This window comes from Shewanella scandinavica (genome assembly GCF_031932065.1).
GTDB classification, from domain to species: domain Bacteria; phylum Pseudomonadota; class Gammaproteobacteria; order Enterobacterales; family Shewanellaceae; genus Shewanella; species Shewanella baltica.
The window spans coordinates 67,363-89,017 of sequence record NZ_JAUOES010000018.1 but is presented as its reverse complement, the minus strand read 5'-3'; the positions used below and the strand labels follow the sequence as shown (position 1 = coordinate 89,017).

Here is a 21,655-nt window from a genome sequence, read left to right as displayed (position 1 = left end):
CCCAATGTCGTCGTAAAGGAAACAACCCATGAGTCATATACTGGTTCAGGATGATCAGGGCGTACGTATTATCAGCTTTAATCGCCCCGATAAACGCAATGCACTTGATCTTAATATGTATAAACAACTGACAGAATACCTGATCGAAGGTGAAGCAGACAACGACATTCGTGCCTTTATGCTCCATGGCCAAGATAATTGCTTCACCTCAGGCAATGATGTTGCAGACTTTTTGAAAAATAGTGACTTAGGGCCAAATCACCCCGCAGTACGTTTCTTATTTTGCCTGCTGGAACTCAAAAAACCACTGGTTGCCGCCGTTTCTGGCGCCGCCGTCGGCATTGGCACTACCGTACTACTGCACTGCGATCTGGTATACGCCGATAACACGGCGAAGTTTCAACTGCCCTTCGTCAACTTAGCACTGGTGCCAGAAGCGGGGGCTAGCCTACTGTTACCTGAACTCGTGGGTTATCAAAAAGCGGCAGAGCTATTGCTACTCGGCGAAAGTTTTAATGCCGAGACGGCCCACAGACTCAATATGATCAACGAAATTGTGGCCCATGAAGACCTACTCAGTTATGCATTGTCTCAGGCTAAAAAGTTGGCAAATCAACCGCCACAAGCCCTACAAATCACACGTCAATTAATGCGTCCGCATAAAAATCGTGTACAACACCAAATGCATCAAGAATTAGAACAATTTAGCGCTAGGCTAAAAAGTGATGAAGCCAAGAGCAGATTTCAGGCTTTTTTGAAGAAGTAGTCTGCAAGCAGTATGCACATACATGTCGCATGAGGGTCAAAGTGCCCTCTTGTTGATAGGGTTAACACCCTATTTTTTTAAAAAAATTCTTTCAATTTTTCAATCAAGACAAGCCTCAAATATAAGTATCACTGCGAGCTTAAACGGGTCTTTTCCATTGATCAACTAACAGTGCTAAAACAAAGTAAATCAACAAACTCACGCCAGGCATAAATACCGTCGCCCCAGCCCACACCACTCGAGTCCAAAAGCAAGACCAACCAAATTTCCATGCCATACCAGCGGCAACACCACACACTAATCGCTCTGGGCTCTCCATACGTGCTTTTACTCGTTTCATCTAAAACCTCGACTCAATTGATTGTAATTTATTTATCACTATGCCACTGAAACCAGCAAATAATGCCTGAAAACAACGCAAGACTAATTACAGGTAACAGTAGCAAAGTCATTAAAGGTGCTACAAACCACATAAGCAGATCCCCTACTTAGCGCTATATTCATCGGCACTTGCCGACTCACCTTCATTCTCAGCGCTTAAGCCAAGTTGACTGTTGAAGTCATAAATACTTTCAGCAAGTTGTGTTTGCAATGACATCACAAACTCGCGCTTAGCACTGACTAACATTTCTTGTGTTTGGGTAGTTAGCGTTTGCTCAATGGTTCCGACAACATCCGATATTGGCGCGGCTTCTGCGTGTACTGCAACGCTACCGACTAACGCACCTAATAACACACTCATTTGTACTGATTTTTTAATGGTTAACGTAAACATGATGGCATCCCTTTCGATTAATTAACTTGACGAAAGGAGTATTACAAACTGCGTGCCAACTTATAAAAATATTCTTAAGATTCTGATTTTAATCATTTAAAAAAATTTTATGTGGATAAGATGAGATATAGGGATGGATTGAAAAATAACAAGTGGTGAAAAATACTACTCAAATTAGTAAATTTCACCATCTTTTAAGTTGAGTGGAAATTACTCTATAACTTCAGCCTGAATATTCTGAAAAGCCTGCTTTACCACTTCTATCCCAGCGCCGTTTTTATGGGCATTTTCGCTCAAATAACGACGCCACGCACGGGCACCCGGTAAGCCTTGGAATAACCCTATCATATGGCGAGTAATATGATTAAGTCGCCCACCCGACAGCAAATGTGCTTCGATATAAGGCAACATAGCCTCAATCACATCCTCACGGCTGATCACCGCCTTTTGGCTGCCACATAGAATTTGATCTACCTGCGCCAGAATATAAGGATTCTGATAGGCCTCACGCCCCATCATCACGCCATCGAGCTGCGCTAAATGGAGTTGCGCTTGCTCAAGTGTGGTGACGCCGCCATTAATACCAATATTGAGCGCGGGATAATCGCGCTTGAGTTGATATACACGCTCATAATCGAGCGGCGGGATCTCGCGATTCTCTTTCGGACTCAAGCCTTGAAGCCAAGCCTTACGGGCATGAATAGTAAAATCCGTACACCCTTTTGCACTGACCACATCGATAAACTGGGTTAAAAACGCATAACTGTCTTGTTCATCAATCCCGATACGTGTCTTAACAGTCACAGGAATATCAACCACTTGCTTCATGGCATCAACGCACTCAGCCACTAATTCAGGTTCCGCCATCAAACACGCGCCAAAGCGACCATTCTGCACTCGATCGGAAGGACAACCCACATTGAGGTTCACTTCATCGTAGCCACGCTCAGCAGCAAGTTTAGCGCAACGCGCTAAATCGACAGGATTAGAGCCACCTAACTGCAACGCCAAAGGATGTTCTTCTTGGTTATACGCTAAGTAATCACCACGACCATGCAATATCGCCCCAGTCGTCACCATTTCCGTATACAACAAAGCATTAGCCGACATCAAACGCGCAAAATAACGGTAATGGCGGTCAGTCCAATCCAGCATGGGCGCAATGGAAAAGGTTCTATCGAGGGTTTTAGGCGCTAAACCTTGGTGTTGTTGGGTTTTATCTAAATTCATTACAATCCGAAAAGTTAATATTTTTGCTAATTTTTGTACGTTTTTGCATGTTTTGCATTGCTCGGGGAACCTATAGTGATCCACAATGGATTGGACTGAGGGGTTCGGGGAACCAAAAAACATGGCATCTTATAGCATTCAAAAACGTGAAAAAGCCGACGGTACTGTGCGGCATCGCTGCCTAGTTCGTGTAAAGAAAAACGGCAAAATATTATACACGGAGCAACGTACCTTTACCAAATGTGCCGCTGCCGAGGCATGGGGTAAAGATCGGGTGATTGATATTGAGTCAAACGGGTTTGCTACTGAGGATACGGCTCCTATTACATTGGGCAGCATCATCAGCAAAGCCCTGACAGATGAAAACATCGACAGCAGCATTGGTCGTTCGAAGCGCTTTTGTTTGAGGCTTTTATCGGATTGCGATATTGCTAAATTGAATCTGACTGATATTAAGCCGCACCACATCATCGATCACTGTAAATTACGGCGCAGTGCAGGCACAGGGCCATCGACCATTGCCGTTGATGTAAGCGTGATCCGATGGCTGCTACGAATCGCTAAATCAAATTTTGGGCATGAGGTTTCACAAATTTCGGTTATTGAGGCTTACGATGCACTGTATAGCCAAGACTTGATCGCTAAATCGGGGAAGCGTTCGCGCAGACCGACTACGGATGAGATTGAGAGGTTAAAAGTTGGATTAGCTGAAAGAGCAGATCAACGAGCTGCACACATCCCTTATATTGATTTGCTGGATTTCTCGATACTGAGTTGCATGCGTATTGGTGAAGTGTGCCGGATAACATGGGACGATGTAGATGAGGCACAAAAGGCCGTGATCGTTCGCGACCGAAAGGACCCGCGCAAAAAAGCGGGGAATCACATGTTGGTGCCTATGCTAGGTGGGGCGTGGGAGATACTGCAAAAGCAGCCGAGGAATGATGCACGGGTTTTCCCCTACAACGAGCGCAGCGTTACTGCAGGGTTTCAGCGGGTGCGTAACGAATTGGGCATTGAAGATTTACGCTATCACGACCTAAGGCGTGAAGGTGCAAGCCGGTTGTTTGAGAAGGGCTATAGCATTGATGAAGTGGCGCAAGTGACAGGGCATAGGAATATAAATACTCTGTGGCAAGTGTATACCGAGTTATTCCCTAAACGATTGCATGATAAGGATGTTTGATGAAAAACGAAGAAAATTCAATATTGGAAATTGACCGTTGGTTAAAATGGCTAAAAATGGCGGCTTATGTAGGTATTGGCATCTTTGCAGTCATTTTAATTACCTATGCTATTAAATTTAGAGCCTTCTATGATGGGTTTAAAGCAATTTCAAATCTCCCTAATGATTGGTCTGCATTTGGCTCACTGTTATCAGGAGCATCTTCGCTTCTGGGGGCGGTAGGTACAGTTGGAGTTATGTTACTGGCAATTAATCAATTCAAAATTCAACAAAAACAGATACTAGAGCAATCGAAAAAGCAGGCTGAATTTGAAAGTAAACAATTGGACAAATGGGCGGAAGAAGCAAGAATTCTCAAGTTTCAATCATATTTATCACATCAAAAACAGTTCGAAGATATGCTTTTGGAATTTGAAGCAAGTTCTAGATTTAGAGTAAACAAACGTATTCTTTATAAGAAAATCTTCCCAAAAAATAATAGCAACTATGTTTCATTTAAAAATGAAGCAGGTAGCAATGGAGTTTGCTTTACATTTGAATTAAACAAAGAATTTGCAGTTCTATATAATGCAGCCTTTCACCATGACATGAAAACTTACACACCTGAAAATCTTGTTGTAAAACTAAATTTAATAGTGAAAAATCTAAATTTATTCTGTATTGAAAGCGCTGTTATTGGTGATATAAAAGATATTCATAAATTCAATGGAAATACAGGGATAAATATTTTCAACCTTTATGAAACCATGTACAACATTGAATCACTAATAAATTCAATAAGTTCATTCAGCGAATCTGAGATTATGACTATACCTAAGACCAATGAACATATCGCCTCATACAAATTAGAAGAGTATTATTTAAAAAACACTGATGCAATATACACAACGCCAACTATTAAGGGATTGATTGAGTTAGCAAAACTACAAATTGAGTTTAAAAAGCACATCCATAAAGGACTGTCTTTTGATTATGATATTTTCCATAATAAATCAAATATGGAATATACATTTGATCAATGGGATAGAATAATTGCTCGGCTTAATATAGAAGATGAAGATGAAGTTAAAAAAATAAAAGAACTAAAAATATCTTTTGTTGAAGCTTACAACGATAATAGCTATGAACATTTTTTAAGTCTAAGACGAAGACGTTAGCTAAACCTCTATCTCCACAAATGGCAAGTCGGGTGCTGTGCCTAGCACCCTGCCGTCTTGTACGTAGATGTGATCACCAACAGTGCCTGAGCCGATGGCGCGGATAGTGTGGCCGCTGGCACTGCTGGCGGTGACAGTGCCATCGGCGTTTACGGCAGCGACTGTCATGATCATCCGTGGCAATACTAACGCTGTTTGAAGTTGTTTAAGCATGGTGCCTCTCTGGCTGTTAGCAGGGTTACGCGATTGAGCGGATCACTGTAATGGATTGTTCGATATCGATATCACCGCGATCACTGACGCTGGCGCGGATGCTCCAACTGTCACACGTTCCTTTAAAGACGTCGGCACCTTCACGAATACCAATCAGCATGCCAGGCGTTGCGGGTGGCAAATCAACCATAACGGGCAAGGATAGCGTGACGTTCAGCTTGTCGCCAGTATCTGCCAGTGCATTGGTGCCAGCGATGCGCGCCGCTTGGTTATCTACGATCAACTGGGCGCTAATGTCAGCTGCGGGAATATTGCCCGCGCTGCCGGTGCGTTTAACCTTAGCGCTAATCCCCTGTTGTTCACCACGCAACCACACCACATCACACAACGGATTGCGGGAGACTGATTCGCTGTAATTGGTGATCACAGCATCGTGCACTGTTAGGTCCGGTACCGCTGTTGCCATTTCCCACGGCACGGTTGGCCAGCGTGGAATGATAGTGAGTTTACGGGTGGCATCATCCGCTAAGATCATGCAGCCCAATTGGCTCGCTGCTTCATTAATCGCGTCGATCGGTGACTTGTTACCCACGCTGAACGCGCCTGCAGGGACGCTAAAATCTGGTATCCCGCTTAGCTCTGCAGTCCAGCCTGTGTTTTGCAACAGATCACCAATAATACCGCCAAGGCTGCGCAAGACAGTGTTGGTGTAGCTGATAGGCAAACGATAAGGCGATGACAACTCAGCAGCGCGTGATCGGCCTGTGCTGCTGTGGGTTTCAATCCCAAAGGCTTTACTGGCGCTTGGCTGCTCGGCAATGGCATAAAACTCATAACCGTTGATGGTGATCAACAACAGCTCATTGTGGGCGCGCTGCGCATCGATACGGCTTGAGAACTCAAGGCTAACCGACCTCGCCCACTGTCCACGGCTTTGGCTAATGCTACAACTTACGATCACAATCGGTAAACTGTCTGATACTCGCACGCATGTGATCGTTGGCTGCATTAAGTAGTACCTGCGGATTTGTGGTTCAATCGGGATTTTAAAATCGATATTCGGTAATGGTGGATTGGCATCGATGAGGCCACCGCCATCGTCCCAGTAGCACACGTTCGGTGAGGCCGTAAATCTAAGCTGTGTTGGGCTGGTTGAGTTAATCCAAGGCTCGCTAAAGCGCAGCGTGACCTTACCCACTGGCGGTACGTATTTACTGGAACATACCCATCGCGCCGCATGGGGAGCCCATGCCACAGTCTTATTATCACCTTGGCTTTGAATGTTGGTATAGCTAAGGGCAATCTCAGTCGCTAGTTGCTCGCCGACATGCAATTTAACGGTAATTTGCTGGCTCTTGGCGGCTGCTTGTGACCACTGCATTTCAAGCATTGTCTGCTGCAGCTCTGGCACTATCCAATGACTCTCAGCTTGATGGCCATGGGACAGAGGTACCAACCAATTCATATCGAGTTGAAAAGGTACCAAAGTATTCCACTGCCACTCAATGGCGAACACTTCCCCAGCTAATGGTGGCGAGGCATTCCATAACATGCTGATTTGCTGCTTTAGAAGAATGCTTTCCCATGCAAAAAGTGCATGAGTGCCGTGTGATTGACTACGTGTACTAAGGGTAATTTGCTGTTTAATACTTAGGCCTTGATCAAAAACTATTCCGCAAGCTATACCGATACTGCCAGCCTTAATTGGTATTTCTGGTATTTCAGGATCGGTTTCATCACCAAAGCGTAAGGTAATAGGTGACTTACTGTTATTCCAATTTTCATCAAACCTTAGAACTATGCCAGCCAAATCATCAATAAATCTCAGCTTAATGGGTGAAACTCTGGCATACCAAAGTTTGTCAAATTCCATACTATTGACTCATGTTAACAGTATTGGCATCCACTATTTCAGCCATCACACCATCTACAAACTTACAGTCATATACCAGAGAATCATCAAGTATACCGACCAATAGCCTATTAGATGTGGTGTACGAAATAGCCACTAATAATTTAACAACACTCGTTGATGATCGTATTGTGTTGTTAATAACCTCACCAGTGTTTCGGTCGATGATCATGAGACGTTCAGCATTGATATCCATGTCTACCGTAACCAGCCCTAACGGGCGTGGTACAAGAGGGGCAGCTTTGATAAATAAAATTGTATTCATCAGTACCATTCCTCAATATTTACCCACATCATATTAAAATACCCTCTCAATAATTGATATTTAGCACCGTTAAAAACCCTCTCCGTCGGCCATGTAGCATTGCCATAACCGGGCATATTTAATGCAAATAGACCGGGCAATACACCACGAAAATAAGGATTTTTACTGCTGTAAACACAGCTCAGACCATCTATATCTGTATACGATGTGCCGCTCATTCTCAAAATTGCAGGTAGTAATACAGGGTTAACTGCTTGTGACTCAAGTGTATAGTTTGAATTTGGTGACTGGACTGCTATTGTTGCAGTGTCAATATTGTATTGATTTGCTTTTGAATTACCATCTACACCATACATCCTGCCAGATGGAGAGTTGCCACCATACGCCAAAGCATGACTGTAATTAGGGGATGTTGTATCTGTTGAAAATGAACCTGCACAAATAGTGAACCTGGTTACATCATTTGCATAATTACTATCAATATCACCTACAAAATATTGAATCTCATACTCCGATGAGCTTAAATAATTAGTCGTTTTAAGCTCATACCTAGGGATGATGTACGCTCCTGCTGACGTACCTATTATCACCCACTGGCTATGATATAAGGAACTATAGTGAGTAAATTGATAGCTAGGGTGTGTAAAATTGTCCAATGCTGACATAGAAGATGCTGCTCGTAAATACAGCACTCCACCACCAGTGTTAACACCACCTGGCGACCAGTATTGTACAAAACCACCACTCCCCTCTATAGTAGAATTGCGAAATGCAATCTTGTTCGTTCCTGCATCTTCAAATGCAACAGACCAGCCTAAACCAGCCTTTGCACCGTAACCTGTAACTAAACAGGCTTTTAATACTGCGATGATTTCACTCGGGGTTGGGTTTGAACTTAACTGCGGTGCTCCCGCATCATCCCAACGATAAACCGTAACTGGTAAGCCCATTGCAATGCTCCTATGACTCGTTGCCGAAAAATGACAATACGGCTTTATCTGTAGTGATTTGACTGTGACCGACCTGCACATTACGCAGCAGCATTATCGGATTTGAAGCGGCGAACGTGGCGAACCGAATCGCCTCACCCGTTTGCCAACCGCCACCCCATGCGCCTGAACGGATAATGAAATAAGGGGCATTAGTCAGTGGGTTAATGGGGGCAAAATCATTCAACGTATCGCCTATAGCAATTTGCCCAAGACGGCGGCCAACACAGCGAAATGATGTAGGCGAAAACATAATCAATACCCAATCTTCATTCACTGCAGTGGTGTTTTTAACTTCAAACGGATAGTCAACCGCATTTACGTTGCCCGTAGCTGGGTCGCCATCGAGGTCCCAATTATTGGCCCAAGCGGTCATATCGCGCACTCTGCCAACACGCGCCTGCAGGTCGCCAAGGATTTGCACACTGGCTAAAGTGGTACCTGCAGGATATTCACGGGCTAAGGGCTTGGCCAGCACAAGGCTATTGCCTGTAAACGATGACACTAGACCGAGTTCCATAATGGTATCGCTTAGCACAAACGGCGCAGCAAACCCCGTAAAATCACTGTTAATCGTGACCGTTCCGGCCACTTTGTTTACGGTGAAATGGTCATTGTTAGTGGTCCATAGACTGGCGCCATTGGCATCGGTGATATCCACAAACTGGGCATTTTCACGAATCGTAAACACAGTGCCGACAGAGCCTGTGACCTGCTGCACTTGGGTATGAGAAAGCGCAACTGTGCCCCAGCGTCTGAACATATCGACAATGCCATCATTGGGAATACGCAGTGGGTTTAGCCCGTAAATCTCAGCGGGGGGTAGCTGGCGCAATTGGTCGGTAATGTCATAGCGCAGCGTGGTTAAATCCACCGGATTGGTAAATAACAGTTCAACCAAACCATCTACGATAGTGCCGCTAATGCCACTGCCCGTTATCACGCCTTGGTTGTCAGATGAGGCGCTGATAATGGCGTGGTCGGATATCCGTTCAACCTGCACGTAAAAGCTCTCTAACAATGGATTAGCCACACTCAAGGCAAATTTAGCCGTAGTATCGCCTGCAGCCGCTGCTGTGGTTGATTCAACTAAACCTGAATAGGTCAGTGTAAAATCACCACGGCTTACCGTTTGCTTAGTCACCACCCCAGTAAAATAATCAATGGTCGCCAGCAACTCAGTGGCGTCATAGAGCTTACCGATACCGCTATTCACATTTTCAAATACGTCCTGAGGCACATAGTTACTATCGGCAAACACAGCGCGGCCTTTGATACTGCCGACCGTTAACTGCTTATTGGCAGGGAATGCATTAGCACTTGAGTAAATGCTGTATTTATACGCAGAAACATAATAGAGCGAGACAGTGGGATTATTGACAAAGCGCACATCAGGCCGCAGCGTAACGGTCACGTTACCCGTTCCGATAGTAATCGACTGAACTAATGAATTACTCGCGGCGAAAACGCCATAAGGATCGGTAGAAACTGCAGTGATAACATCAGTATCTATCAGTAAATCCGCTGTGGTGAAGGTATAGCTATACGTCCCTTCTGCGCTTGGCTGGCTAATCACTTTGCGGATCACTTGGCTAACAGTGGCATCGCCGTTATCACTGCCGCCCGTGATGGTATTACCTGGCTTTGGCGCTAAGGTGGTAATCGCAGGCAGTAACGATAATTGAGTCGCGCCCACAGCTAAATTTACCCCGCTGGCGGCGGCAGTCAGCTTAGTTACCCCGTGGAATTTCAATGGGGATGCAGTGTTAGATAATCGCAAGCGAGTGCATTTACTCTGGCCATTGATTTGCAAACCAGGTTCTGGTGTCGCAAAGGGGATCGGTGGTTCAAAAACTACGGTACCCACAGCACCGTTCACTATGCTGGTGCGCGTGACTTTGCAAAAATGGGTTTTGCGTGGCCATGCCACGTTTTCAATACCAGGATATTCCACGGTGATGCAGATCACTTGGCCAACCTGCAGATAAGTGGTTTTCCAATAGTCGCGGTCGTTAAAGCGATATGATGACTGCAGGTAATCTGAGGAAAAGGAGTTTTGATTTACAAGGAATCCTGGACCACCTTCACGGATCAATTCCCCTGCAGTGACTGACGACTCAATGATCTCTTTCATATCCGTCATGCGAGATTCATCATCCAGCGCGGCAGACTCGATCATGAATACGTTAACTAATGGGTCTATCGGTGGCTCACTGATAAACACATGCGCATCAATCAAAGTGCTGGTGTCTGGCGTATCGAGCGCAGGGAACGCTTTTACAATGTCGATACTGGATTGGGCATGGTCGATATCGGATATCGCTGAAAATAGCTCGTTAAGCAAGCCTGACTGCACGGAGTTCTTAGTCCGTTGGCCGCCTGCCTCATTACTTGAACCCAGTAACTCGGGTTTAAATACTTTTAAATCTAAACGGGAAATAGTCATAAACGGCCTATAAGGTCAGAAACTTAAGAACCACGTTAGTGAGCTTTTCAAACCCGCCAACTTCGTCGAATAAATCCTCACCCGTTATGGGCGAGCCTGCAGTGTTATCCCAAACCACGTTATAACTGGTGCCTTCATAGGCCAACGTGAAGGCGGCTAATGTGGTGGCGGCATGGGCTTTTAATTGTTCAAACTCAGTGCGCTGCATCCATCCAGATTTGGTGCCCAACTCCATGGCAATACCGGCTGGGATAATGGTTTGCTGCACCAATGGCGCGCCGTTTAAGGCGCGCTTCATGTTGGCCACCACGCGTGGCGTGTTGTCGCGGTTTAGCCACAGCAAATCCACTGCGATATCGATGCTATCGATGGTTGTCATAGGGACCTTTGATTAAATGGGACGAATAACAGGATTGGCTAACCGCCAACAGATTGCAGACGTTTGATCTCGTTCATCAATTCGGTGACGAGGCTGCGCTTCATTTGGGCGTTAAAGGTGCTATTGCCAACCTGCAGTTGCAGCACTTGCATATCAGAAGTGTTAGCCACAGATTGCGTGCTGGTTTGGGTATTGGCTTGCGTGTTAACGGTAGCGGTTGCTTGATTTTGAGCGGTAGTTTTAGCAGTCGCGGCACTGGCTTCGGCTTGCTTCTTCGCCTCGGCAGCGCTTTGCTTATCGGTTGCTTGCTGGGTTTTAATTTCAGCAGTGCGGAACTCATAAACTTGCTTTAGCGTTCGCTCTGCTTCATGTAAATCGGCAATAAGCTGCTTATCGCCTGTGCGTTCAGCAGCGGCGAGTTGCTCCTTAAGATCGGCGACTTGTTCCTGATAGCGGCGTTTTTCAATTTCATCTTGGCGGCCAAGGTAGCCATCAAGCTCATCCTGCAGCGACTTAAGCGTGGACTCGGCACTATCGCGCAGAGAGTCCATGCGCTGTTTGGCGCTGTCCAGTGCGGAAGTGAGCAAAGACATATCTTGATCATTCACTAGATCAAGCGCTTTAGTTGCTCGTGTTGCGCTGTTGATAATGCTGAGATTCGCTTTATCGGTATTATCGAGTGCATCCACTAGATTAAGCAGTTCAAGCTTTTGGCGATAATAGGCGCGCTCGGCAATCTTGCCGGCTTTCTCGGTTTCAAGTGCCCAGGTGCGAAGGCCTACAAAGTCGATAGTTTTAGCAAGGGTATTATCTAACTCGTAGATCACCCCTGTTAAACGCTCGATTTCGTTTTCGACTTGCCCAAGATCACCAAATTCCTTTTTCACGTTCTGCACACCATAAACAATGGTGTTGAAGTAACGCGCAGCACCATCACTTAAAGCTTTTACGTTGTCATATATGGCGGTACCAATATCGGCAAAATATTGGGCAATAGACTGCAACCCTATGCCAGCTTGTTCGGCTGACTTTTCTACCGTATCCATCGTATTAGATATGGTGGTACCTATTTCTGTAGAACCTTTTTTTACATTATCAGCCGTTTGTTGAGTGTTATCACCCAAGCCAGATTGGGCATCTTTTAAACGAGAATATTGCGCAATCAGTTTATCGATATCGCCAGCAAGCCCCATAGTCGCAGCTTGCTGCCTTAGGCTAGCCTCAACCTGCCCATCACTGGCTTGACCTACTTTTAATGAGGCTTGTTCAGCCTTAAGCGCAGTTTCAGCATATTTTAAAAACGCTTGGTTTAGCTCATTGGTTGACGCAGTGCCATCCTTAGCGCCTTGTTTAACTTCTTCATACGTCTTTTTAGCCTCGGCCGCTTGGTCACGCAAAACCTTAATTGTGGTGATGCCAGCCTTTGCCATTGCCAATTCAAAATCATCAGCGGCAGTGGAGGTTTTTTTAACTTCCGTGGTTAGCTGAGATTGCGCCTTTGCCAACTCAGTGGCTGCTTTCTTGGCATTGTCTTGGGCTGTTTTATAGTCCTCAACCGATGCTTCACCCGCAATAAAGGCATCACGCACTTTAGTCAGTTGATCTTGAGCTAGTTGGTTCTGTTCATTCCTTAGGTCAATAGTTGCCCACATCAATTCCATATTTGACAAAGCAAGCTTAGCTTGTTTATCAAGTTGGTTTTCTTGTACGTCACTTAATCTTAGAGTTGTATTTTCAAGTGCAATTTGTGCTGTTTCAAGCTCAGCCATACTGGCTGTACCTGAGTTTTTTAATGCAGTGTAATGCTCTTTAGCCGCCTGTTCGCGAGCCTTCCATGCATCAACTTCTTTAGTTGCAGATTCATTGGCTTTTTCGGCCGCTGCCACCGCTTGTTGACTCGCTTCTATCTGTTGTTCAAGCTGGCTTTTAACTGCCGCTTTTACTTTTTCAGCATTATCAACTTGGGTCTGAGTGGTGCCATCCGAGTCTAAACGGATATCAACACCCATTTGTTTAAGTGCAGCAGTCGCATCACGGGCATCTTGCTCGACTTGATCAAGATAAGCCTTAGAGACAGCCTTAAGCGCGTTCGCTTGGGTTTGAAGAGTTTGCGCTAACTCATCACCACCAAACACCCCAATGACCGTCGCCCAACCTTGCAGAATAAGGGCGAACACGCCACTTATTGCGGCGCCAAATGTAGCCACCACAGAGGTGAAAACGTTAAACACTAGCCTTATGGAACCCGCGACAACATTAAGCCCAGTAGCAAAGGCAGTAATGTTTTCCAACATGCCTTTAAGGCTTGCGCCACCATCTTTTAAAATGGCTTTGAAAAAGTCACTGATATCTTGTGCTGCGGCCTTAATCTTGCCGCTTTGATTTAACTGATCAAAACTGGTGTTAATGTCTTTGAGTAAATCAATCGCCACTTGATAGGCGCCAGAATCAGCAATGATCTGCTTAAACGACTCCCACTTATTCGAGAGAAGATTTAACTGACCACTTAACCGATCGAGACTTAATGCCGCTTGACCATTGGCTTGCTTGCCCATTTCGTCAAACAGTTGCTGCATCACTTCACGGCCAAGCTTGCCCGCTTCACTCAGCTTACCCAGTTGGACCGTGTTTTTACCAGTGACCTTTTCCAGTAAGTCCCACACGGGAACGCCGCGTTCTACCAGCTGCAGGATTTCTTCACCTTGCAGCTTTTGCTTGGCCCACGCTTGGCCTGTGGCGAGGATGATGCCTTCTAGCTTTTCTTGGCTACCGCCTAGCTTAGCGTTGTAATCGACCATCGATTGCAAGGCCCCATTCATGGGGTCAATGCCGAAGGTTTTTAACGAGGCGAAGGCTTGCTTAGCGCTATCGAGCTGGGTACCAGTACGGTTAGCAAAATCCTTGATCCACGCCGTTGCTTGCTCGCCACCTGCAATACTGCCCATCATGGCAGTCATTTGCGCACTAAAAGAGGCCGCTTTATCGCCTGCGGTGAGGATTGACTTTAGGCTTTCCCATAGGCGATCTACGCCAACATAAGCGCCAGCCATCGCAATGAGTGAGCTAGTTGCGGCTTTGATGCTACCGCCAAAATCACTCGATGATTTTTTGCTTTCATCAAGCAATTTATTGTGGCGAGCAAGCTTATCGTTTACGCCCTTTAGCGCAATTTCAGCGGCGGCTTCTTGGGTCTTTAAGTCTTTGCTGGCATCAGCCAGCTTGTTCATATCAATACCGGCTTTATTCAGCACGGTTTGCTGTTTGTCTAACTCCGCCTTATTGCGGCCAAGGCTAGAGCCGAGTTGATTTAACTCAGTGCGCGCGCCTTTAACCTTAAGTGCATACTCGGCCTTTTTCTGGCTAGCCTGATCAACTTCGCTACTTAATTGCTTAAGCTCAATGCGCTCTTGCTCAAGCTCGGTCGCCAGTTGGTTAGCACTGGAAGCAGTATTTTTTTGCGCTGTTTCGAGCTGTTGTAAATCGGCATTCGCAGCAGCAAGAGCTTGGGCTTGATCTTTACTTGCCTCAGCGCCTTTATCTTGCGTCGAAGTTAAGCGCTCAACCTCAGCACGGGCAGCGGCCAGCTGTTCATCGTATTTGCTTAGCTCAGCAACGGTTTGGCTGTACTCAGTTTCAAGTTTACTGGTTGAGGTTGCCGCCTCTTTTTGGGCCTGCTCAAGTTGCTTTAAATTCTGCGCGGCTTGCTTTTGCTCTTTGCTGAATTGTTCGAGCGCGCGCGAGCCATCGATAAAACCCTTTTCGCCTTTAGTGATGGCGGCGGTGAGATCATCAATCGCCTTAATTGCAGCCTGTTGCTGCTTTAAATCATCTAGGCGTTCGTTTAAGACTTCACTTTGGTTTGCTAACTCTTGCAATGCCTTTTCTGATTTAGCCGCCTCGCTTGAGAACAAGTCGCGGCCTTGGATGATCAGGTTGATTACTTGATCTTTAAAACTCATGGCATCACCGATTGATAGGAATTAACAAACCAAAATAAAAGCCCACAGCACATGGATCACATGCTGTGGGCTATTGGGAACAATCTTTAGACTTATGCTGCGCTACGGACGAAGAACTTAGACTTACCCGTGGCAACGATTGAGCTATCAGCGAGTACAGCACCTTCAATATCGAAGCTACCGTAATCGGTACCGATCAAGTCTAAGCCTGATGTGGGTGTGGGCTTCCACTTATAAAACTTCAGCATCCACGGTTTACCGGTTGAGTCGTTAATACCGTCAACAACCACACTGACCGTTTTGCCTGATTCCGTTAATGCCTGCAACGCATTACCCACTTGGCTGGTGTAACCAATGGTTAATGTTTGGCCTGCTGTAATGGCGCCAGTCGATAACGCGCGGATACCTGCGGCACTGACAACATAATCTTCATCAAGTACATAAGTCACATCACCCGCTTCATTTTTAACAACAGGGGCGATACTGGTATCAATCATTTTTGCGGTTTGCGCTAAGCCATCGAGCACAGCGATAATTTCTTCATCTGCAACGGGTGTTGCAGTTAATACATCAATCTTACCGCGCATAGCTAGCGCTAAGTTCTCGTTGTTAAAATCGTAAAAGGTCGCACTTAATTTTACGGATTTAATCAACGTGACTTCATCGGCATAACCTCCGCCACCACGGTAATTGGGCAAGGATTTGGTTTCTTGTTCGATAGCGAGCTTTACGCCGCTCACGTTGCCACAGTCACGGCCATCGATATAGACGATCGCTGAGCCGATGTAACTTTCGGTTACTATTTCACTCATAGTGAGTCTCCAAATTTAACGGTATTAACAAGGGATAGGGTGATAACCGCTAAGCCATGTTTTTCATGGGCTTCGGGCATGATGTACTTGCAGGGCTCAGACTCCTTAAAGCTGATCACCGAGGGCAACCAACTGGGTTTCTCGGTATTACGTTCATCTTTATAAAACGTACTTCGAATGGCGCGAACCAAGTTAATGAGATCGGCTGTCGGGTTGGTTGACTTGGTCAGATTGATACCCGCGACCACTTGCAGCACCAAATCATCACGATAATTATCGCGACCATTTACCGAACGAGCTTCATCAGTGAATGGCTGCAAAAAGATAAACTTCTTTTCAGATGCGACTGATTGCACATAAAAACCTTCGCGCACAGTGACGCCGTCAACCAGCGCGAGGCGGTCTAAAATTGCTTGGATCATGGGACTGTCCTTTCGGTATTTATCCTTTAGGCATTAACGATTAGCGTACTGGCCATATTTATTTCGCAGATGAGCAATAATCGGCGGCTCAATATCGTCGCGGATCTTGCTAAAACTGCCTGCCACTGAAGGGCCGTACATCGCTTTTTGTCCTTTAAGCTTTCGCCAACTGTTATCACCTTTCTGGCGTTGGAACATGATTTGATTGCCATTGCGACCAATCAAGGTAAAGGTGCCTTTAAACCATGTAGGTTGATTTCGTAGCGCACTGATCATATGACCGTCAGGCCGAGAGCCACCGTTCTTTCCGGTTCGGGTTAAGACTCTGGCATAACGGGTTAATGTGCTGGCACGATAACGAGCGGTGATAAACCCTTTTAAACTGCGTGGGTTAAAACTGACAGACAAATGCTGCTCAATGTAACTGCGGGAACGGAAACCATAACGGGCAAATATCGCATCGACTGCCGCCTTTTCACCAAACTTTACCGAGTCCTCAATCGCCCGATTAATCGCTGGCGCTTGTGCATCACGAATGCGGTTCAGTTCCTTTGTTACTGCTTCGAGTCCTTCAATTTTTATTCGTGCCATTGGCTAGGCCTCAAGCGGAATATAGATAAAGGTCACGCTGACTGAATCCATGCTTACCCTTTGGGTGAGTCGTCCTTGCTGGACGCTAGTGCCCTCACCTAGCGCAAACTCATCACCAGAATTTACCGCCCCTTCAGACTGTAAAAACTCGGCACGACTGATTAGCTCGGGAACATATTCATTAGACGAGGCCGCAATTTCAGCGCCGTTATCATCCAAACTCACCAGGCGAGTAAATGGCGCGGAGCCATCGCTTGGGGTAAAAAGGCACGGATCAGCCAAACGCTGAAACAGCCGCACCATTTTACCCCGCACGCGTTCGGCAAAGTGGTTGCCAACGTTAGGCATTGATCTTCACCCAGACGCTGGTAGATGGATTTGCCGCAGCAGCCCATACTTTGCCAGCTAAGGTATTGCCCGTGGCGAGTGATGTGATTTCATTAGCGGTGTCGTCCCAATACACGGCTGCGCCAACTGCGAGCACATCTGTGGATTTTTTAGGGAGTTCAAACACGCCTTCAGTTACACCTGTACCTTCGGTATCGGCGGCAATGGCGCCAATCGCCACAACTAACAATGTGGCCAGTAATACCGCTTCACCACTGGCAACCGCGGCGGTGGGCGTAAAGCTGATGGTCTTGCCATCTTGTACATAATTTTTCATGAGAGTGTTCCTGCTTAAAAACAAAACTGAATAAAAAAGGGCTATCGTTTGATAGCCCATTTATGTCGGTTTAGCGCTCTTTAAACGCCTGTTGATTTCACCAAACCACGGTAATCAAGCGGCGCCACACCCGCATCGATACGCACCTTGGTGGCTACGCCGTCGATAGTGAAGCCCTGTTGCTGCTCAATGTAAGGCGTGTCGATGCCATCAAGGTAAGCCACCTCAATGGTGTCGCGGCCTTGACCCGCAGAAAGGAACCACTGCACCGCGCTGTTATCATCTAAACGAGGCTCAGCAATCACTTCGGCAAAGTTTTGGATTGGGTTAGCAATACCTGAATTCACATCGGCACCTTTAACAGAACTGGACTTAATGATCTGGTTAAACGTGGTTTCAAGCGCTACAGGGCACAGTACAAACTCAGGGCGAATATTCAGGTGGCGATTACCCGATTTTTGCTTACGCATTAACATGCGATTGGCATCGAGAGCCGCCACACTTGGCGCACCGGAACCTAAGTTGCCGTGTTCATTATGGAACAGCGTTTTGCCATCAGCCATTGCGGGGTTTTTGGTTAATACCGCATATACCAAATCGCCAATGGTGCCTTTGGCGGCAAAGCCCATTTTCATTGGGATATCAGTCAACATACTCATATCGTCGTTGATAATGGCCTGACGGGTAATGCTGAACAACTCGCCATAGGTAGCTAGCGCGATTTGTTGCGCATGGTCGCCAACGGTGACGTACTTGTATTCCGCACCTTCACGTACTTGGCGCAGGCTATTAAAGTCACCAAGGCCGATACGTTTGGCGATATTAAAGTTGCCTAACTGGCCTTTCTTGGTCCAACGCTCGAAGGTTTCTTCGGCGGTTTCCCAGCCCATTAACACTGATTTATTAGCTACATCTAACAGAATGTTGCCAAAGTCGCTTGAGCTGTGGGTAAAGGCTAAGCCGACCATCTCCATTTTGTTGAATCCAGCGCAGCCGATACCGCGATCTAACAGTGAGGCGCGTGCCAACTCAAGCATGGAGTAGCTCGAATAGTTGTTGCTAGCTTCAGCTTTTGTATGGCCGGAACGCGCCATTAACTGAGCACGAATTGAATCACCCACGATGTTACCGTTGCTGGCATGAATAATGACACTTTTAGGCTGCACAGCGCACGGCGTAGTGTTCTCACCCAACTTTGCCAAGATCATGTCTTTGGCTTTATCAGCATTGATGTTGGCATCGGCAATACACTGATTACGTAACTCTGCTAACTCAGGAAAGAAAGCAAATGCCGCATTGATACCGTTCATACGCTCAGTATTAAACGCAATTGCTGCCGCTTGAATAGCTGTGGTATCAGGTTGTGTTGCTGCAGGCGCAGGCAACTGAGCATTAGGTGCAGCTGGTGCTGGCACGAGTGGGTTGGGAGCACTGTTACCCTGCGGTGCAAACAGGTTTTTGAGAGCTTCAGGCATATTAGTAAAATCCTTAAGACGTTTTGAATTAAGTGATGCCGCCATTTGCAGCGGATCGGTGAGGGTGTTGGCAAAACCTTTTTCCACTGCTTCGCGCCCAGTTAGCCAAGTTTCAGCGGCTAACAGAGCGTGGAGTTCATCTTCTGACAAGCCTGTTTTGTGTTGGTAGGCGCTCACTAAATTGCCTTCAACCTTATCGAGCAAGTCGGCGTATTTGCGCATATCTTCGGCATCACCGAGAGTTCCGCCCCAAGGCTTATGCACCATCATCATGGCGTTTTCAGGCATGATGACTTCATCAAAAGCCATGGCAATCACACTGGCCATCGAAGCTGCAAGGCCATCGATGTAGCAAATTTTGTGCGCTGGGTGGCCTTTGATCATGTTGTAAATCGCCATGCCTTCGAATACATCGCCGCCTGGCGAATGAATACGGGCGGTAATGGTGCCCACTTTGCCTAGGCCCTGTAGATCACGGGCGAACTGTTGCGCACTAATGCCCCAGCCGCCAATCTCGTCATAGATCATTAACTCGGCATTACCGTTTTGGGCTTTGAGGCTATACCAGCTATTGGCGGGTTTATTACTCTGGTTCAGCGTTGCGACGGGCACGCTCAGCGCTCCGCTTGGCAGCATTGCGCTTAGCATTGCTGATGCTATTGGGGTCTTTTTCACTGTTAGGATCTCCTAGCGAGGGGTCGGGGTCATTGGCCGTGACCATGTTGTTTTCGCGGTTGTAATCCACCTCACGCTTACGCTGGCGTTTTACTTCTGCAGGATTACGGCCACGGGCGCGAGTCCAATCGGCCTCGGTTGCGACGTTGGCAGCGATCATCATTTCCCAGCCTTCGGCCTCTTTGCGTGGGTCAATCCATGGCATGGTGGGCCCGTAGTACACGGCATCAAATAAGGTGCGCATGTCGAGATCAGGCGGTAGCACTAATGGGTCCTGCTTGTTGTGCATTTCCATTTTGAGAAAATTGCGGAACACAGGTCGCGACCAGCCAGCACAAAACCACTGCTGCATAATGCGGTTGGATTCGTCTTGCTCAACTAGCTCTTGGCGCTGGCTTGAATAACTGCCTTTGTAGTCACGGGCAATGCTGGAATAGCTGCCACGGGTACCGGCTGCGGCGGCTTTTAATTGGCCGTTACGAAAATCAACTAAGTGCACATTAGGCCGATTGGATTCAATCATGCCAACATCTTCACCGGGCTTGAGATCATCGAAGGTCATGCCAGGTGCAATGGGGATTTCGCGGCTTGACGATTCACCACTTGAGTCAGGAACAAACATGGCGGCATCGCCGCGCTTGATGTAAAACGCCAGCGCGGCCGCAATCCGAGCGGCTACTCGCTCAGATTCTTCATAGTCTTTGATATCGCCAAGGCGGGTTAAAATGCCGTGGAATAACGAAGCGCCACGCAGCTGGTGCAAGCGTTTAAATAAGCCTAAGTGCATCATGCTCGATGCGGGTATCACTTTGGTTTTGTAGCGAAAGCCGACTTGATCAGCGGGGTGATCAAGCAATACGTGATAGTTAACCACTTGGCCCCAGCCGTTAACCTCAAGCCCTTGGCGTACCCGCTTTGCTGGTTCATTTAACTCGTAGGGGATAAAGTCGGCCTCTAACGCTTCAATGCTGTATTGAGTGCCTTGCTCGTTTGGGTGGCCGAACTTAGCCACTTTACCCATCACATGCTGGCCGAACACATCACCATCACGCAGGGCGCTACGTAACACTAAACGCTCTAATTCAGGGCGACTAAAACGGCCCGTCACATCACACTTAAGCGACCATGCACCGAAACGGCGCTGAATATCGTTGGCTAAGTCATCAAGGATTTCACCGCTAATACTGCGCGGCTGCGGTTCAACCACAATCCCTTGGGCACCGATCACCCGTTCTTCCATCCGGTCGAGAATGCCGATACTGAGATCATGATTTTCGTCTAACCAGCGCGCTTGCTCACGCAGGCTTTTACCTGCTGCAAATACCGCTTGGTTAGCCCCGCGACTTTCCTTTTTAGCGCGATGCGTGCGGCTTGGGCTGGCGGCTTCATACCCTTTCAGGTTGCGGTAGCTCATTGCGGCCGCTTCACGCTGTAATGCTAAACGCGGGGCAAATATCGCCAGCGCATCATTGATAATGCTCATGTGTTGCTCCGACTTATATTTTTAGAAGTGCCTTATTAATGCGGCTTGATTAGTTAAAGCTGGCTAACTTGACGCCACCCTGTGGGCGGCTAAAGGCACTTAATCGGCGCTCCCACTCAAGCCGACCTTTGCGAATTTCGCCTAGGTCCTCGGTGGTCATTGTTTTGCCGTTGATCGTGGTTTGCTTGCCTGCTAACACATCAAGCTCGGCCTGAAAGTACGCATCGATCATCTGTTGGCATTGGGTTTGGGTCAT

The 21,655-nt window shown here is 46.9% G+C and carries 21 protein-coding genes; 3 read left to right on the top strand and 18 right to left on the bottom strand.

Annotated features, from left to right (window positions below; all coding sequences use genetic code 11):
- The first annotated feature begins 28 nt into the window (after positions 1–28).
- Positions 29–766, top strand: coding sequence for an enoyl-CoA hydratase (locus tag Q4Q50_RS15525; protein ID WP_311900091.1), 738 nt, complete (start codon positions 29–31; stop codon positions 764–766).
- A gap of 139 nt (positions 767–905) precedes the next feature.
- Here Q4Q50_RS15525 and Q4Q50_RS15520 read toward each other — a convergent pair whose 3' ends face one another.
- From Q4Q50_RS15520 to dusA, 3 genes are all read right to left on the bottom strand, one after another.
- A complete protein-coding gene (locus tag Q4Q50_RS15520; protein WP_006083032.1) occupies positions 906–1,106 on the bottom strand; it encodes a PspC domain-containing protein in 201 nt (66 codons plus the stop codon).
- Positions 1,107–1,250: 144 nt separating this feature from the next.
- On the bottom strand, positions 1,251–1,541 hold the full coding sequence (locus Q4Q50_RS15515) for a hypothetical protein (RefSeq protein ID WP_006086053.1): 291 nt from the start codon (positions 1,539–1,541) through the stop codon (positions 1,251–1,253).
- A gap of 210 nt (positions 1,542–1,751) precedes the next feature.
- On the bottom strand, positions 1,752–2,771 hold the full coding sequence (dusA, locus tag Q4Q50_RS15510) for a tRNA dihydrouridine(20/20a) synthase DusA (RefSeq protein ID WP_311900090.1): 1,020 nt from the start codon (positions 2,769–2,771) through the stop codon (positions 1,752–1,754).
- Positions 2,772–2,892: 121 nt separating this feature from the next.
- Here dusA and Q4Q50_RS15505 point away from each other — a divergent pair, with 121 nt between their 5' ends.
- Both Q4Q50_RS15505 and Q4Q50_RS15500 read left to right on the top strand, forming a co-directional pair.
- The gene (locus tag Q4Q50_RS15505) at positions 2,893–3,957 is read left to right on the top strand and encodes a tyrosine-type recombinase/integrase (RefSeq protein ID WP_311900089.1); all 1,065 of its coding nucleotides are present in this window, start codon (positions 2,893–2,895) and stop codon (positions 3,955–3,957) included.
- Positions 3,957–5,114, top strand: a complete 1,158-nt coding sequence (locus tag Q4Q50_RS15500) for a hypothetical protein (RefSeq protein WP_311900087.1) — start codon at positions 3,957–3,959, stop codon at positions 5,112–5,114. Before Q4Q50_RS15505 ends, Q4Q50_RS15500 begins: the two co-directional genes overlap by 1 nt.
- Here Q4Q50_RS15500 and Q4Q50_RS15495 read toward each other — a convergent pair whose 3' ends face one another.
- From Q4Q50_RS15495 to Q4Q50_RS15425, 15 genes are all read right to left on the bottom strand, one after another.
- A complete protein-coding gene (locus Q4Q50_RS15495) occupies positions 5,115–5,327 on the bottom strand; it encodes a hypothetical protein (protein WP_011847761.1) in 213 nt (70 codons plus the stop codon).
- A gap of 25 nt (positions 5,328–5,352) precedes the next feature.
- Complete coding sequence (locus Q4Q50_RS15490; protein ID WP_371830303.1) at positions 5,353–7,200, bottom strand: hypothetical protein; 1,848 nt, start codon at positions 7,198–7,200, stop codon at positions 5,353–5,355.
- A 1-nt stretch (position 7,201) separates the two neighbouring features.
- On the bottom strand, positions 7,202–7,504 hold the full coding sequence (locus Q4Q50_RS15485) for a hypothetical protein (RefSeq protein WP_311900085.1): 303 nt from the start codon (positions 7,502–7,504) through the stop codon (positions 7,202–7,204).
- Positions 7,504–8,454 carry a hypothetical protein gene (locus tag Q4Q50_RS15480; RefSeq protein ID WP_311900084.1) on the bottom strand — a complete coding sequence of 317 codons (951 nt, stop codon included), beginning with the start codon at positions 8,452–8,454 and terminating at the stop codon, positions 7,504–7,506. Before Q4Q50_RS15480 ends, Q4Q50_RS15485 begins: the two co-directional genes overlap by 1 nt.
- Before the next feature lie 10 nt (positions 8,455–8,464).
- The gene (locus Q4Q50_RS15475; protein WP_311900082.1) at positions 8,465–10,939 is read right to left on the bottom strand and encodes a hypothetical protein; all 2,475 of its coding nucleotides are present in this window, start codon (positions 10,937–10,939) and stop codon (positions 8,465–8,467) included.
- A 7-nt stretch (positions 10,940–10,946) separates the two neighbouring features.
- Positions 10,947–11,318: a hypothetical protein gene (locus Q4Q50_RS15470; protein ID WP_311900080.1), complete on the bottom strand. Its 372-nt coding sequence runs from the start codon at positions 11,316–11,318 to the stop codon at positions 10,947–10,949.
- A 38-nt stretch (positions 11,319–11,356) separates the two neighbouring features.
- The gene (locus Q4Q50_RS15465; RefSeq protein ID WP_311900078.1) at positions 11,357–15,277 is read right to left on the bottom strand and encodes a tape measure protein; all 3,921 of its coding nucleotides are present in this window, start codon (positions 15,275–15,277) and stop codon (positions 11,357–11,359) included.
- A gap of 92 nt (positions 15,278–15,369) precedes the next feature.
- A complete protein-coding gene (locus Q4Q50_RS15460) occupies positions 15,370–16,089 on the bottom strand; it encodes a phage tail tube protein (RefSeq protein ID WP_012196687.1) in 720 nt (239 codons plus the stop codon).
- Positions 16,086–16,511 carry a hypothetical protein gene (locus Q4Q50_RS15455; protein ID WP_263208332.1) on the bottom strand — a complete coding sequence of 142 codons (426 nt, stop codon included), beginning with the start codon at positions 16,509–16,511 and terminating at the stop codon, positions 16,086–16,088. The genes Q4Q50_RS15460 and Q4Q50_RS15455 overlap by 4 nt, the downstream gene beginning before the upstream one ends.
- Positions 16,512–16,544: 33 nt before the next feature.
- Positions 16,545–17,102 (bottom strand): hypothetical protein, encoded by a 558-nt coding sequence (locus tag Q4Q50_RS15450; RefSeq protein ID WP_311900075.1) that lies wholly within the window; start codon positions 17,100–17,102, stop codon positions 16,545–16,547.
- 3 nt (positions 17,103–17,105) lie between these two features.
- Positions 17,106–17,450, bottom strand: a complete 345-nt coding sequence (locus tag Q4Q50_RS15445; RefSeq protein WP_311900074.1) for a hypothetical protein — start codon at positions 17,448–17,450, stop codon at positions 17,106–17,108.
- On the bottom strand, positions 17,443–17,766 hold the full coding sequence (locus Q4Q50_RS15440) for a DUF2190 family protein (protein ID WP_012196684.1): 324 nt from the start codon (positions 17,764–17,766) through the stop codon (positions 17,443–17,445). The genes Q4Q50_RS15445 and Q4Q50_RS15440 overlap by 8 nt, the downstream gene beginning before the upstream one ends.
- An 80-nt stretch (positions 17,767–17,846) precedes the next feature.
- Positions 17,847–19,916, bottom strand: coding sequence for a ClpP-like prohead protease/major capsid protein fusion protein (locus tag Q4Q50_RS15435; protein ID WP_371830302.1), 2,070 nt, complete (start codon positions 19,914–19,916; stop codon positions 17,847–17,849).
- Positions 19,825–21,399 carry a phage portal protein gene (locus Q4Q50_RS15430; RefSeq protein ID WP_012196682.1) on the bottom strand — a complete coding sequence of 525 codons (1,575 nt, stop codon included), beginning with the start codon at positions 21,397–21,399 and terminating at the stop codon, positions 19,825–19,827. Before Q4Q50_RS15430 ends, Q4Q50_RS15435 begins: the two co-directional genes overlap by 92 nt.
- Positions 21,400–21,448: 49 nt before the next feature.
- Positions 21,449–21,655: a DUF6148 family protein gene (locus tag Q4Q50_RS15425; protein ID WP_012196681.1), complete on the bottom strand. Its 207-nt coding sequence runs from the start codon at positions 21,653–21,655 to the stop codon at positions 21,449–21,451.